The sequence below is a fragment of the Rahnella sp. PD12R genome (assembly GCF_019200965.1).
Taxonomy (GTDB): domain Bacteria; phylum Pseudomonadota; class Gammaproteobacteria; order Enterobacterales; family Enterobacteriaceae; genus Rahnella; species Rahnella laticis.
Window position 1 is genome coordinate 442,620 of sequence record NZ_JAHTMS010000002.1, and the last position, 12,811, is coordinate 455,430.

Annotated in this window: 13 protein-coding genes; 3 read left to right on the forward strand and 10 right to left on the reverse strand. The window is 50.4% G+C overall.

Features of this window, described 5'->3' with window-relative positions; genetic code table 11:
* Positions 1–98: 98 nt before the first annotated feature.
* The gene (locus KWG64_RS05985) at positions 99–1,325 is read right to left on the reverse strand and encodes an extracellular solute-binding protein (protein WP_195812668.1); all 1,227 of its coding nucleotides are present in this window, start codon (positions 1,323–1,325) and stop codon (positions 99–101) included.
* Between the two features lie 276 nt (positions 1,326–1,601).
* On the opposite strand from KWG64_RS05985, the gene KWG64_RS05990 reads away from it, so the two are divergent.
* Together KWG64_RS05990 and KWG64_RS05995 are read left to right on the forward strand one after the other, a co-directional pair.
* Complete coding sequence (locus tag KWG64_RS05990; protein ID WP_195824435.1) at positions 1,602–2,705, forward strand: ABC transporter ATP-binding protein; 1,104 nt, start codon at positions 1,602–1,604, stop codon at positions 2,703–2,705.
* Positions 2,706–2,845: 140 nt separating this feature from the next.
* The gene (locus KWG64_RS05995; RefSeq protein ID WP_218521239.1) at positions 2,846–3,805 is read left to right on the forward strand and encodes a D-2-hydroxyacid dehydrogenase family protein; all 960 of its coding nucleotides are present in this window, start codon (positions 2,846–2,848) and stop codon (positions 3,803–3,805) included.
* A gap of 63 nt (positions 3,806–3,868) precedes the next feature.
* On the opposite strand, the gene tmaR is transcribed toward KWG64_RS05995, so the two are convergent.
* From tmaR to KWG64_RS06010, 3 genes are all read right to left on the reverse strand, one after another.
* Positions 3,869–4,201, reverse strand: coding sequence for a PTS system regulator TmaR (gene tmaR, locus KWG64_RS06000; protein ID WP_152326830.1), 333 nt, complete (start codon positions 4,199–4,201; stop codon positions 3,869–3,871).
* Positions 4,202–4,361: 160 nt separating this feature from the next.
* Positions 4,362–5,459, reverse strand: coding sequence for an FUSC family protein (locus KWG64_RS06005; protein ID WP_152326829.1), 1,098 nt, complete (start codon positions 5,457–5,459; stop codon positions 4,362–4,364).
* A gap of 507 nt (positions 5,460–5,966) precedes the next feature.
* Entirely contained in the window at positions 5,967–6,347 is a 381-nt protein-coding gene (locus KWG64_RS06010; protein ID WP_218521240.1) for a DNA repair protein, read from the reverse strand.
* Positions 6,348–6,834: 487 nt separating this feature from the next.
* Here KWG64_RS06010 and KWG64_RS06015 point away from each other — a divergent pair, with 487 nt between their 5' ends.
* Positions 6,835–7,896: an acyltransferase gene (locus tag KWG64_RS06015; RefSeq protein WP_218521241.1), complete on the forward strand. Its 1,062-nt coding sequence runs from the start codon at positions 6,835–6,837 to the stop codon at positions 7,894–7,896.
* Here the strand turns inward: KWG64_RS06015 and KWG64_RS06020 are convergent, their stop codons facing one another.
* The 6 genes from KWG64_RS06020 to KWG64_RS06045 all read right to left on the reverse strand — a co-directional run bounded on the left by KWG64_RS06020 (position 7,897) and on the right by KWG64_RS06045 (position 12,806).
* Entirely contained in the window at positions 7,897–8,292 is a 396-nt protein-coding gene (locus tag KWG64_RS06020; protein WP_218521242.1) for a tail fiber assembly protein, read from the reverse strand.
* The gene (locus KWG64_RS06025) at positions 8,292–9,956 is read right to left on the reverse strand and encodes a phage tail protein (RefSeq protein ID WP_218521243.1); all 1,665 of its coding nucleotides are present in this window, start codon (positions 9,954–9,956) and stop codon (positions 8,292–8,294) included. Before KWG64_RS06025 ends, KWG64_RS06020 begins: the two co-directional genes overlap by 1 nt.
* A gap of 64 nt (positions 9,957–10,020) precedes the next feature.
* Positions 10,021–10,683, reverse strand: coding sequence for a hypothetical protein (locus tag KWG64_RS06030; protein WP_218521244.1), 663 nt, complete (start codon positions 10,681–10,683; stop codon positions 10,021–10,023).
* A complete protein-coding gene (locus tag KWG64_RS06035) occupies positions 10,684–11,811 on the reverse strand; it encodes a baseplate J/gp47 family protein (RefSeq protein WP_255562094.1) in 1,128 nt (375 codons plus the stop codon).
* Positions 11,812–11,815: 4 nt separating this feature from the next.
* Positions 11,816–12,070 carry a hypothetical protein gene (locus tag KWG64_RS06040; RefSeq protein WP_255562095.1) on the reverse strand — a complete coding sequence of 85 codons (255 nt, stop codon included), beginning with the start codon at positions 12,068–12,070 and terminating at the stop codon, positions 11,816–11,818.
* 118 nt (positions 12,071–12,188) lie between these two features.
* Complete coding sequence (locus tag KWG64_RS06045) at positions 12,189–12,806, reverse strand: phage baseplate assembly protein V (protein WP_255562096.1); 618 nt, start codon at positions 12,804–12,806, stop codon at positions 12,189–12,191.
* Positions 12,807–12,811: the final 5 nt, after the last annotated feature.

A 12,811-nucleotide genomic window follows, 5' to 3' on the forward strand; every position in this document is an offset into this window, starting at 1 on the left:
CACAAAGATATTCCTTTCACTGTGAGGGAGTGAAATCACTCCCTCATTTCAGACGTACAGCCGTTTCAGATGCGGTTGCCGATGCCGTTACCCGCAGATCACTCGTTGCTGGCTTTCGCGGCTTCAATCTGCATTTGGATATTTTTCACGGCGTCATTGAGCGCCGCGTCCACCGGCTGTTTGCCAGTTACGCCCAGCTGGATCCCGTTGTTCGCCGGGCCCCAGACTTCCTGCATTTCAGGTACGCCGGGCATCGCCGTGGCGCGCGTTGACTGCTCGGCTACCGCATTGGCTTTCTCGTCATTTTTGATCATCGGGTCATTCACCAGCGCCGTCAGTGCCGGGATTTCCTTGGTCACTTCGTAGCGCACCTTGGCGTATTTCGGCTGGTTGATGAAGGTGATGAATTTCTCGGCCAGCGGTTTTTGTTTGCTGTAGGTCGATACCGCATAACCTTTAACGCCCAGGAATGAGCTCATCGGTTTGCCGTTCGGCAACAGCGGCAGCGCTTTCACGCCGTAGTTGATGCCGGCAGCTTCATAAGGCTGGAACGCCCACGGGCCGGTGATGACGGCGGCGGCTTTCTTCTCAGTAAACAGCGAGTCGATGGCGTTCAGGCCGTTGTCGCCGGTGATCCCCGCCGGGAATAAACCGTCGGCATAGAATTTTTTCAGGTACGTGACGGCTTCAATGCTGCCCGGTTTGTTCAGGCCGATATCGTCGACGTTGATCTCCCCTTTGGCGTCTTTACCGAAGATGTAGCCGCCCATGGAGGCCATCGCGCCGTAGGCGTAATAGACTTCGTCAAATTTGGCGAGCAGGCCGTATTTGCCCTTCGCCCTTTCCGCTTTCGAGAAGGTGTAATACTCGTCGAGCGTCGCCGGGGCTTCCGGCAGCAAATCTTTGTTGTATATCAGCACCAGCGTTTCGACGGCTTTCGGCACGCCGTAGGTGTGGCCCTTGAGCTGAAACGCGTGAATAGCCGATGGCGTAAAGCTGTCGGTGAACCCTTTGTCGAGCGTCAGCGGTGCCAGCAACCCCTGTACCACGGCGGTGCCGAGCTGGTCGTTCGGGATCACCACCACGTCGGGGCCGATACCCGCCGGGCCGTCGAGACGCAGTTTTTCAGTCTGTTGCGCATACGGCGTTTCCTGCACCACAACTTTGACGTTGTTCTCTTTTTCAAAGTCTTTTACGGCATCGGAAATGCCGGAGGATTTCTTAATATCTTCCCAGACAAGTAGCTGTCCTTCGGCTGCCCGCACGGCCTGGCTGCTCAGACTTAATGACATCAGTACCAAGGCAGTAAGGTGTGTAATTTTCATTGTTGCTCCTGGATGTGAAGGTATAACATTTTTGTGTGTATAACAACGACACCCAATCAACACCCAGCGATACAAACCCTTTAAATGCTGAATACAAAGTGATTAATGTCGTCATAAATATCGTGTTACACGTTAGACTTATAACCCGTAAATCACTACCAAAAGATGTGTATTGTGTGATCACAACTGCAAAATTCGAACCCGCTCGTGCAAACGTTTACACAAGGTGGTTATAGTCCGAAATATCAGCGGTATGAATTTATTACGAGGTCAAACATGTCCAGCATCAGGCTTAAAAATGTGGTTAAGCGTTTCGATAAAACGGTGACGTTGCATGGCATCAATATTGATATAGAAGACGGCGAATTTACGGTGTTCGTCGGGCCATCCGGCTGCGGGAAATCCACATTGCTGCGCATGATTGCCGGGCTGGAAGATATAACGGAAGGTGATGTGTATATCGGCGAGCAGCGGGTGAATGACGTTGACCCGTCGCGCCGCGGTGTGGCGATGGTGTTTCAGTCTTACGCGCTCTATCCGCATATGACGATTGCCGAGAACATGGGTTACGGCCTGAAAGTGAACGGCGTCCCGAAAGACGAAATCCGCCATCAGGTGGAAATGGTCGCCAAAACGTTGCAGCTTTCCCATCTGCTGGACAGAAAACCGAAGCAGCTTTCCGGCGGCCAGCGCCAGCGCACCGCCATTGGCCGCGCGATTGTGCGTAATCCGCAGGTCTTTATGTTCGATGAGCCGCTTTCCAATCTGGATGCCGAACTGCGCGTGGATATGCGTCTGCACATTTCCAAGCTGCATCAGGAACTGAAAACCACCATGGTTTACGTGACGCACGATCAGACCGAGGCCATGACGCTGGCCGATAAAATCGTGGTGATGAACTACGGCAAAGTCGAGCAAATGGGCGCGCCGATGGATTTGTATTACAACCCGGTAAATCAGTTTGTGGCCGGTTTTATCGGATCACCGAAAATGAATTTCCTGCCTGCCGAAGTGCTGAGCTGGCAGCCCGACCGGCTTGAAGTGCGCCTGACGCCGGAGAAAACCCTGACGCTGGCGCTGAGTACCCGCGAGCTGGCGGCGGGTGACAAAGTGACGCTGGGCATTCGCCCGGAACATCTGCTTTCCCATGAAACCGAAAATCAGCTGGAATTTAACTGCGAGGTGGTTGAGCGTCTGGGCAACAGCACCTATCTGTTCGGCCAGTGTTACGGCACCGACGGGTTTAAAATGCTGCTGCCGGGCGATATGGCCTTTAATCCGTATCAGAGCCTGACAACCTGGTTCGACGCCCGGCGCTGCATGGTATTTGGTGAAGACGGCCTGCGCATCAGTGCCGCCAGCCTTTCACATCTGCATTAATGCCATTATCAATAACCGCCCTTCGCCGGGCGGGTATTCCTGCTAAGACTCAGTTGCAAAAGAACCTGCCGCCCTGCTTCACCTCCGAGTAAATTCAGTGCTATACCTCTTTATCTCCTTTTTACAGATGAGGAAGTTCCATGCCCATGCAATGCCTGATCCTGGATGATTATCAAAACGTCGCACTGTCTCTGGCCGGCTGGCAGGCGCTCGCGCCGCAGGTGGAATGCCGCGCGCTGACGGAGCATATCAGTGATGAAGACCAGCTGGTCGCGCAGTTACAGGACGCAGAGATTGTGGTGATCATGCGCGAACGCACGCCGTTCAGCGCAGCGCTGTTTGCCCGTCTGCCAAAGCTACGGCTGCTGATCACCTCGGGAATGCGCAACGCGTCGGTCGATCTGGCCGCCGCCCGTGAAAATGGCGTGACGGTTTGCGGAACGGGCAGCGGTTCGACGGCGCCGGTTGAGCTGACCTGGGCGCTGATCCTCGGGCTGGCGCGGCATCTGGTGACGGAAAATAACGCGCTGCGCCACAACGGGCCGTGGCAAAGTACGGTCGGCACCGGGCTGAGCGGCAAACGTCTCGGCCTGCTGGGATTGGGTAAAATCGGGCAGAAAGTGGCGCTGATTGCGCAGGCATTCGGGATGGACGTCAGCGCCTGGAGCCAGAACCTGACCGCCGAACGCGCCGCTGAGCATGGCGTCGAACTGGCGGCATCGAAAGAAGCCTTGCTGAAAAACAGCGATGTGGTGTCAGTGCATCTGGTCCTGAGTGAGCGCACGCGCGGGCTGCTCGGCGCAACGGAACTGGCGCTGATGAAACCCGAGGCATTGCTGATCAATACCTCGCGCGCCGCGATTGTCGATCAGCCTGCCCTGCTGCACGCCCTGCAAACCGGGCAGATTGCCGGTGCCGGGCTGGACGTTTTCGAAACAGAACCGCTGCCGCCCGCCGATCCGTTCAGAACGCTGCCTAACGTGCTGGCGACGCCACATCTGGGCTACGTTTCCGACGGCAACTATCAGGCATATTTCCGTGAAGCCGTCGAAGACATTCAGGCATTTCTCGCCGGAAACCCGGTGCGGACGCTGAGCTAAGCCGGATTTCAGGCAAAAAAAAACCGGGCATAAACCCGGTTTTTTCTTTAAGCGGCAACGAAATTATTTGGTTTCGTTGGCTTTGATTTCGCCCAGTGCTTTCAGCTTTTTGGACATTTCACGACGTTCTTTCGACAGGTCAGCATTGCGGATGATGTAGTCATCAACGCGATCTTCATAATCGCCGCGCATGTTAGCAATGATCGCCTGAATTTCTTCGATGCTCATGCCTGGTTTGATGTAATCACTCAGGTTGTCGAGCAGCAGAACGCGTTTCTGGTTGTCACGGATTTTCTTTTCGTTATCAGCGATTTCGCGTTGTAATTTGTTTTTACGACGGAAAACACGCACAAACTCCAGAACGTCCTGGAAACTCGGCTTATTGATATTGTCCATTTTAACACCTTCGATTAAGTTACACAGATTCAGTGACTGATTTGCCGCAACCCGATTTGACGCTACAGGAATAGCTAGCGTAGCAAAAATCGGGCAGTACGCTCAGATAATCGTCCAATGGCCCCATCTTACCCGTTTTAGGCCACAGACAAAAATCCCTTCATGCTTTCGTTGTTTTACCGCTGATATTTTGAGCTTCTTCTTTTTGCATCACCATGGTGATCAGGTCGCCCATTGAGCGCAACTGCTCCGCCACCTGCGTGCTCAGCCAGACGTAACCGTAGACCTGTGCTTCCAGGTGATTCGCGGCATTCATCTCGGTAAGCAGCGCTTTCAGCTCTTCAGCAGATTCATTCAGCTCATGGCTGATTGCCACTTCATCGCCCCGCGTACCGTTGAGCAACATCAGACTGAGTTTCTCCAGCGTGCTGAGCATCAGCAATTGCGCGCTACGCAGTGTGCGGGCATTGAGCATCAGATAATGGCTTTCGCGCGAACTCCAGTACGCATCGGCCAGCAGTTCCAGCGTACACAACAGGTTGCGGCTGAGCGTCTGGATGGCGTCAAACGCCTCACGTGGCACATGCGATTCTTTGCTGGCCGGCGCAAACAGCGAACGCATTTTCACCATCTGGCTCATGGTACTTTTCATTTTTCCGTGCAGATGCGGACGTTCCAGCATGTTCGGCGACAGCCACGCGCTGTAGAGTTTGTTCAGCGACATCAGGTAATCGGCCATCTGCATGCGCCAGTGAATAAACGCGCGCTGCGGATAAATGCTGGCAAACAGCAGCGCCAGCAGGGAACCGAAAATCACATCTCCGGAACGCCACAGCGCCATCTCCATGTCGCCCGGCCCTGCACCGCACACCACCGCCAGCGTGATGCCAATCAGCAGCGCCATGTAGGGCCGTTTGCCGAGCGTCAGATATCCGCTGACAAACATGACGACGCCGCACCAGACCAGCATCACCGGCAGCGAATACAGCTCGAGCCACAGCGCGATCAGGCCGGAAACCGAGCCGAGCACCGTACCGGTAATGCGCTCCAGCACGCGCTGAACCACATTTCCCCAGAACGAAATCGGCCCCATGACCACCACCAGCGTAATCAGCGGCCAGGTGCCTTCGGGGATTTCAGTCAGACGGACAATCAGGAATGTCAGAATAAACGCCACCGCGATGCGCAGCGCATGAGTAATACGGTAGTTACGGTAAATGACGTTATCCAGCGGAGAAATTTTCTTGTCGAGACGCACGTTTAGCCTGCCGTAAGGCGAAAATTCAAAGAAGGCGTTAAGTCTAGCTGAGTTACCAGAGGTGTTCACCCTGCTTTAGTCAGGGTTTTGGCAGATTGATGCTGAATTTTGCGACGTTTTGGACGTTATCCCGCAGCGTCACGGATTTTGACATGACTTCACTGCGCCGGATGGTATCCTAATCACCGTTTCGCCCCTATTTCCGCACTGATAAGGTTATCTTCGTAATGTCAGACAAGCCGCAAAAAACCTTCTACTTTCATGATTACGCACATTAGACCTTAAAGCCCTGATTTTGCTACCACACAACTGAAAGCCCATTGAGACATGTACGCAGTTCTGTACTCATGCCCATTTTCACTGCCTCTTCGGTTTAAAGTTTTCTGAGATACTCTTTCCAAATTTTGCATATGCCACTTCCCGCCTATATGCACTAAGAGTAATGTCTCTTGGCGGCGTACATAGCACCGCAGAACTGAAAACATTGAACGGATGCGCATCCACTTTTCAGAACACCACCGTGTCATCGAACACTTCATTCCGCATATCCAATATTACATGCGTCACCACTCCCAGAACCTCAATTGAGTCATCGACCACCTCATCACCAAATGAGATGAATCGCTTGTCTATTGTCGATTCAAGGCCTCGCCGGAGTATGGTTATCAAACGCCAAAGCTCAACCTCTCCATCAACTCTCGCCAGCAGCCGGTGACCGTCTACTGGTTTAATGGACGTGTCGATAATCAGAATCGCCCCAGAATTGATGCCTTCCCCGAGATAGCGTTCGACAACATGCAGCCTGGATGATGCCCCACCGAAACGGCATATTTTGTTGAGGTCAATCCCTGCCTCTACGTAGTCAGTTGCTGGTGATGGAAATCCCATAGATTCCTCCTACCTCACATAGCCCATGTTCACCAAGAAATAGCGCTTCTCTTCACCGTGACAGTCTGTGTAATCACGAAAGAACGACTGATGTTTAGCTATCCAATCGTTCGCATCCTGAAGTGACCAGAAGTGATTAACCTTAGCCAGCTCCTGAACGAATCGGACTGTGTTCACCACCTTCCCGCGCTTGGGGTCTACTGTGATGCTCCTGACGAAAGCGCCTTTTATGTCGTAATACTTAGCCATAACCAACCCCCACAAAATACTGTTTATTCATACAGTATAATCATGAGAGGTTCGCCTTGTGAAGGTCTGTGGGGTAGAGAATTTTTAGAGGACTGTTCTGTAAAGCAATTAAAACCCATCAGGTGTGATGAGGGGAAGATGACGTTTCCCGCAAGAAAAATTATTATTCATTCCATGAATCTTTCCTTAACAATCCACGTGCAATATACTTTCCTATCGCTTACAAAACGTAGACACAATGAAAAACAAAATAATTTTTGCCGATCAGTTGCGCGTAGTTGCCTTTTTGTGTGTTGTTACAGTCCACTGGATGGCGACGTATTTTGTAATGCCGCAACTTGTTTCTGACTTAACGCGATCTCCGCTCTATTCCGCCGTAGACCCTGGCTTATACCTGAAGTTATTCCCCCCTTTTCTGCCATACTTCAATTTTGGACCATTCGGGGTGGCTATATTCTTTATCATAAGTGGGTTTGTAATACCTTTTTCATGCCGGGCAAAATCGGCAAAAGGTTTTTTAGCGGCTCGACTTCTTAGGATTTACCCAGTTTATATCCTATGCGCAATCATAACCATTCTAACGGTTTTGTTAACATCCAGATATTACTGGGGTATTGATGCACACTATTCAATAAAAGAGATTGTATCTAACCTAACACTAACTCACACGTTGCTTCTAACTGGCTCAATAGATGTTGTTAATTGGACACTTGCTATAGAGGTTAAATTCTACATCGTCTGTCTGTTATTGCGTCAATTAATAATAAAAAACAAATATTATCCATTTATAATTATATCGCTAATTACTATTGCAATAAATAGATTTAACCTTCAATCAGCCGGTCAGTTGCCAAAAGAGATGGTATTCATATCATTCATGTTTATTGGTGTATTATTCAACTACTTATATACCGGAGCAATCTCTTTACATAAATTCATATCCCTAGCCGTTCTGCAATTCTACTTGTTCTATGCTGGAATGAGATACAGCGAACTAGCACACCAGTATGAAACTGAAGTCATGAGCGCTGCATATGCAATGCTCATGTTCTCATTTTGCTACGTATTTAGAGATTCATTCCGGGATAATGTTATTCTTAGGTATTTATCAGGAATAAGCTTCCCATTTTATGCGTTACATTGCGTCATTGGATTTTCCTTACTAAGGATTTTATCAAATGAAGGGATTAGTTATAAATATTCCTTTGTCATATCATTCATAGCAATAACCGCCTTGGCATCTTTAGTCCACTTCTCAGTAGAGAAGTCATCTATTAGACTAGGGAAAAGAATCAAGTGATTACGGGGATGTAGGCCACAAAATATCAGGCGCTGTTGAAATGTCAACGGCGTCTACTAACTGTGCATACTTCATCCAATTTGTCAGCTTTTCTTTGTCCGTACTTGTTATAATTCCTAAAGAAAGTTGTGTTTGCCAAATTTGGGTAGTGTCATTTATGCCTTGAAGAATTAATTGTTTTTTGATGTTGGCCTGAGAAATCAGCTCTTCTTTTGGTAATTCTTCCTCTGCTGGAGCTGTAAACTCACCATCAACTACTGAATATCCAATCCCTACTGTTTCTCCATCCTTTATTTTAATGGCGGATTGGCCGTTTGATGGTGACCAATCGCTTTCTCCATCCCATGTTGCAATATTTGTCACAATACCCGACTCAACCACTGCGTAGTTATTCATTAAGCATACTCCCACACATAAACAATTCCTGCACCACCCGCGCCACCATTGGTTACAACTGATGCACTTGTGTAACTGTAAGCCCCGCCTCCGCCAGAACCATTACGACCAGGGCGTCCGGTTGTTGAGCTTCCCACTGTGGATAAGGGGACTCCGCCAGCACCTTTACTGGATGCTCCTCCGCCACCAGAAACATACCCGGATGCCAGAACTAAACCCTGTCCGCCAGCCAAACCCATAGCATTATAAATGTTACCACCCGTTGCATCTCCACCACCTCCATTAAACGTGAGTTGAGTAGCCCCTACTGCAACGGCAGTTCCAGCGGGACCAAATGTGCCACCACTCGCTGATAGATATGATCCAAAACTGCTGTTACCACCAGATGTGGCAATCGCCGAGGTTGTTCCTCCGCTACCACCTGCTCCAACAGTTACCGAGGTGGGCGTTGTAATGCTTGATAGTTGCAGTAGCGATGACGCCGTTCCGCCGCCGCCTCCACCGCCACCCATCGAAACCTGGCTTGACGTTGTGTATAAAGCCGCGCCTCCACCACCGCCGCCAGCCACCACCTCAACTACAATTCTGGTAGTGCCGGCTGTCGGAGTGTAAGTTCCAGAAGAGGAAAACTGCTGAATATTAAGAAGCCTGCCAGTAGCTTGCCCTAGTTGCATGGCATGGTTTGATTGTGAGGCTGCGGCGACAGCCAAAGCTCCACCAGAGTTACCGCAGAGAACCCAAGCAGTCAGTGTGCTATTCCACTCGACCTCAATAAGGCCATTAGCGACGATCTCGCCACCCTGCAATGCTTGGTTTGCGTGTGAATAAATAGGGTAAGAAGAACCACCATTCGCGGCAAAAGTGCTTGAACCAGTGTTTGCCACTTTTGCTTTGAAAGTGAAACGCATGCCATCTGATAGCGTTGGAATAGCGGGAACGAACTGAGCAACATAAGCATTTGCAGCGCCCGTATCTACCGCGTAGGTCATCGTGCATTGCTGAATAGCTGCCGCCAGCCCTGCTGCTGGTAAGAATGGAGCATTAGCGGCTACAGAAATGTTTGCCGCAGTAACTGTCGTAGCTCCCTGCGCGACGGTGATCACCCATGCTGCGGTATAGCCAGTATCAACTGAAGGTGTGGTTTGCGTGCCCGTAGTTGCGGCTACACCAGCCTTGATCGCAACAGTACAAACACCAGAACGAATGGTGTTCTGCGCAACGCCTGAGTTGTTAGGCCCACTGTAAGCCACCGAAGGATTGCTCGCATTATAATAAGGAAGAACCGTTGAGCCAGAATCCGTGTCAGTGTAAGTCACCTGAACCAGATAGTTGATACTCTGCCCCGCAGTTGTCGGAGCAGTCAAAGTAAACGCTGTTGAAGAAAGGACTACACCCTGCTTCAGAATAGTATTCACAGTATCAGCAGCAAGTGATGAATAGGCGATATTATCAACGTTCTGTACGCTGTAAATTTGGCCTCTCGCTACGTTAATTACCATCGAAGCCGGGCTTGAAGGTGTACATTGCAGGCCATGTAAATAGGTTGTTGAACCCATCATTGCAGAGGATAGCTTAGCCAAGCCCATCATCGCGAATTTATTGGAATACAATAAATCGGTCTCAAGCGGGATAGCGCCTGGGTATACCATAATTCTGTCAGTCATTATTTTTATCCAATAAAAAACCCGCCGGAGCGGGTTGGGTTATATGTTTGAATTAATTGATTGGTTATTGCAGGCGAACCCACACGATAGTGCCTTCCATTTTCACTGCCGCCACGGCTTCGTAGACCTGCTTGTCAGTAATAGAGCCGGTAATCATGCTTTGTGATGCATATTCGCCACGAGATGGCACGCTATAACCTGATGGCGTTGAACTATATCCGGAAATATATGGAATCCCTGAACCTGCTGGTCGGAACGCCGTGACGAATGCCTGATATGGCAGTAATTGAGAGCCATAGCCTCCGGCGAGCCCATACCCAATCATAGGTCCACCATACGAACCGGTGTCCAATGGTCGTTGGGGTTCAAAAATAACGGGATACTTTCCTGTTAAATCGAAAAGAATGTCATTTATCGCTTTTCGTGTGCCGCGCTCTCGAAGAATATTTATTTTTATCGTATTTCTGAATAATTCGTCTGATTGCCCAGCCGAACGCTGTAAATTATCACCAAAGAAATCATAGGCAATAATATCCAGCCAGCCGTCAGTTGCTGTGCTTATTCTCGTTTGTAGTTGAGCATAAACATATAACGAATAACACCACGACAGAGATTGTGCGCATGCCTTTAGGATTGCTGTGATAATTGGATGGTCATCACCAAACCACGTCGGCGGAATTAACGCCTTTAGGCGAGTAAGAATATCACTCTGATCACCAGTTGCCATTTAGCTCACCGAAATTGTTCCTGCGCGTATAACCTGCTTGCCGGAGGCTGCGAGGTCAGAAGTGCCGCCGTTGAGTGTTACACCCGACACGTTCGTTACAAATGAGCTTGCACCGTATGCAATGGTCGCAAGTTGCGTATATGGCAATAACTGCCCGAGTGACAGGCTTGCAATGTAGGTCTGAATAGCTTCAGTCACTATTGTGACAATATCCGAATGCGTTGCTGACGGGTCTGTGGTTATTGTCATGACGACATTCGCCGTTACCAATGTCGGAGGAAATACTCCGAAAGTCACCGTGAACCCGCGCACAGCATCGATAGCTGCATAAGCCTGATTGATGAAGGTCGTTGTAGGCGCACCGCTCCCATCATCTACTACAGCGTAGAAATAACCAGGCTGAGCATTCCCGTTGTAGGCATAATTTTCAGTCAATGTGTAAGTCACGCCGCTTTGCATGCTAGAAAGCGCATAGCCTATCGCTGCCTTTGTTGCCTTAGACAAAGAAGCGATCCAGAGAACGAATCTCGCCCTGAATGCATCATCGCTTTCAGCATCTTCACCGTTAACGAATGTAGTCGAATTCGTCACGGTATCGACGTATTGGATTGAGCCGGAGATGATCGTGATTGTTCCGGCCTGTGCATTTCCTGCTGCGCCTGCTGTATTGGCTTGCACCGGCACGGTTAGTGAGCTCACACCTGCCGCAATGACATAACCCAATTGTGTCGGGTCATAGGCCGCATTAGTCGTGTCGGTAGTGACAGTGTAAATCTGGGTTCCGTCAGTTGTCGTAACCTCTGAACCAACAGGAATCAATGCCTGATTGGTTGCCGTGAAGCGACTGAATGTCACCTGCCCAGGTGCTTGCACCGCGGGCAGACGAGTGAAGCTGAAATCTGCCATCCAGCTATCAAGGTCAGCACCTGAGCACGTAGCAGCGCGGGTGGTGACAAGCAAATTAACAATGAGTTGCTGAATCCACATCGCCACACCGGAGTTGGACTCGACAATAGCGCGTAAAATACTCCCGATTGCGAGGTCAACAAGTCCAGCCGCACTGGCCTGCATTGCGGTGACCTGGTCGCTCACCAGAGTGGCGAAATTTTTAATGTTTAGAGATGCCACGCGATTACCTCGTCACGTCAAAACTGAGTGTTGCGGGAGTGCCTGAAACGGCATCGGTGTACTGAATGGAGCAACTGACGCCCATATCAATCAGGGTCAGGGTGACGGTTGGCTCTGGAGTTGTCGCTACGGAGTCCTCCAGCAACATTTGCCCGAGAATAAGCGCCTTCCATTCGTTCACATTGACCGAATCACCTACTTTTTTGCCAAGTCCAGCCCCGTATTCTGGATGGAACAGGTAATCACCTGGATTCGTCATCAGCCGCCTTAATACACGCTGAGTTCCGCGCTCAGTGCCAGACACTGGGCGCAGGTCACCCGTCGGCGAGGTGCTAATGTCGCCGCCGATATAGTGGTAAAGGTCATACATGGGTCACCTACAGCTGAGTAGTTGGAATATTTGTTGAGCCGCTGCCGGTCTGAACGCCGTTATGAACGTGAGCGTCGAATACGTCACGTATTTTCTGAACAGTGTCTTTAGCGCCGTTCTGGTCTTTGATGCTTCCAGAAACCTGTAGATTTCCGTTCACCTGTGTGGTTGATGCATTGATCGTCAGGCCTGACGCGAAATTCATTGTGCCAGTCCCATCGCCGTTCATGACAACCGTTGAGCCGCCACCATCGGTTACGGTCACCTTTTTGTCGTTGGTGAGCTTGATTGAGGAGCCTGACGAATCAATAACCCAGAACTGACCAGAAGGTGGGCCCGGACACCGATCGACATCATTGAAGAACTGACCAACTGCCATCCCCACGCCAACCATGCCAGAATCAAATTCAACCTCTATCACCGCACCAATGACCGGCCCCGCAACAATCCCAAATCCATTCCCCGCCCAGATAGTGGCGAGCGGTATCCAGCCCGTTTCATTTTCTGTGGGCTGAAGTGCAACCTTCACGGAATAACTTTCAGGGTCATACGCGGTGACGATACCCTGCCGAGTCCCGCTGAAACCGGCATTGGCCTGTTGCGCCCTGCCAGTGACGGCATTCATTAATT

Coding starts and splice junctions, on each gene's coding strand:
- KWG64_RS05985 (WP_195812668.1), bottom strand. CDS start 1,325: ATGAAAATTACACACCTTACTGCCTTGGTACTGATGTCATTAAGTCTG.
- KWG64_RS05990 (WP_195824435.1), top strand. CDS start 1,602: ATGTCCAGCATCAGGCTTAAAAATGTGGTTAAGCGTTTCGATAAAACG.
- KWG64_RS05995 (WP_218521239.1), top strand. CDS start 2,846: ATGCCCATGCAATGCCTGATCCTGGATGATTATCAAAACGTCGCACTG.
- tmaR (WP_152326830.1), bottom strand. CDS start 4,201: ATGGACAATATCAATAAGCCGAGTTTCCAGGACGTTCTGGAGTTTGTG.
- KWG64_RS06010 (WP_218521240.1), bottom strand. CDS start 6,347: ATGGGATTTCCATCACCAGCAACTGACTACGTAGAGGCAGGGATTGAC.
- KWG64_RS06015 (WP_218521241.1), top strand. CDS start 6,835: ATGAAAAACAAAATAATTTTTGCCGATCAGTTGCGCGTAGTTGCCTTT.
- KWG64_RS06020 (WP_218521242.1), bottom strand. CDS start 8,292: ATGAATAACTACGCAGTGGTTGAGTCGGGTATTGTGACAAATATTGCA.
- KWG64_RS06025 (WP_218521243.1), bottom strand. CDS start 9,956: ATGACTGACAGAATTATGGTATACCCAGGCGCTATCCCGCTTGAGACC.
- KWG64_RS06030 (WP_218521244.1), bottom strand. CDS start 10,683: ATGGCAACTGGTGATCAGAGTGATATTCTTACTCGCCTAAAGGCGTTA.
- KWG64_RS06040 (WP_255562095.1), bottom strand. CDS start 12,070: ATGACGAATCCAGGTGATTACCTGTTCCATCCAGAATACGGGGCTGGA.
- KWG64_RS06045 (WP_255562096.1), bottom strand. CDS start 12,806: ATGAATGCCGTCACTGGCAGGGCGCAACAGGCCAATGCCGGTTTCAGC.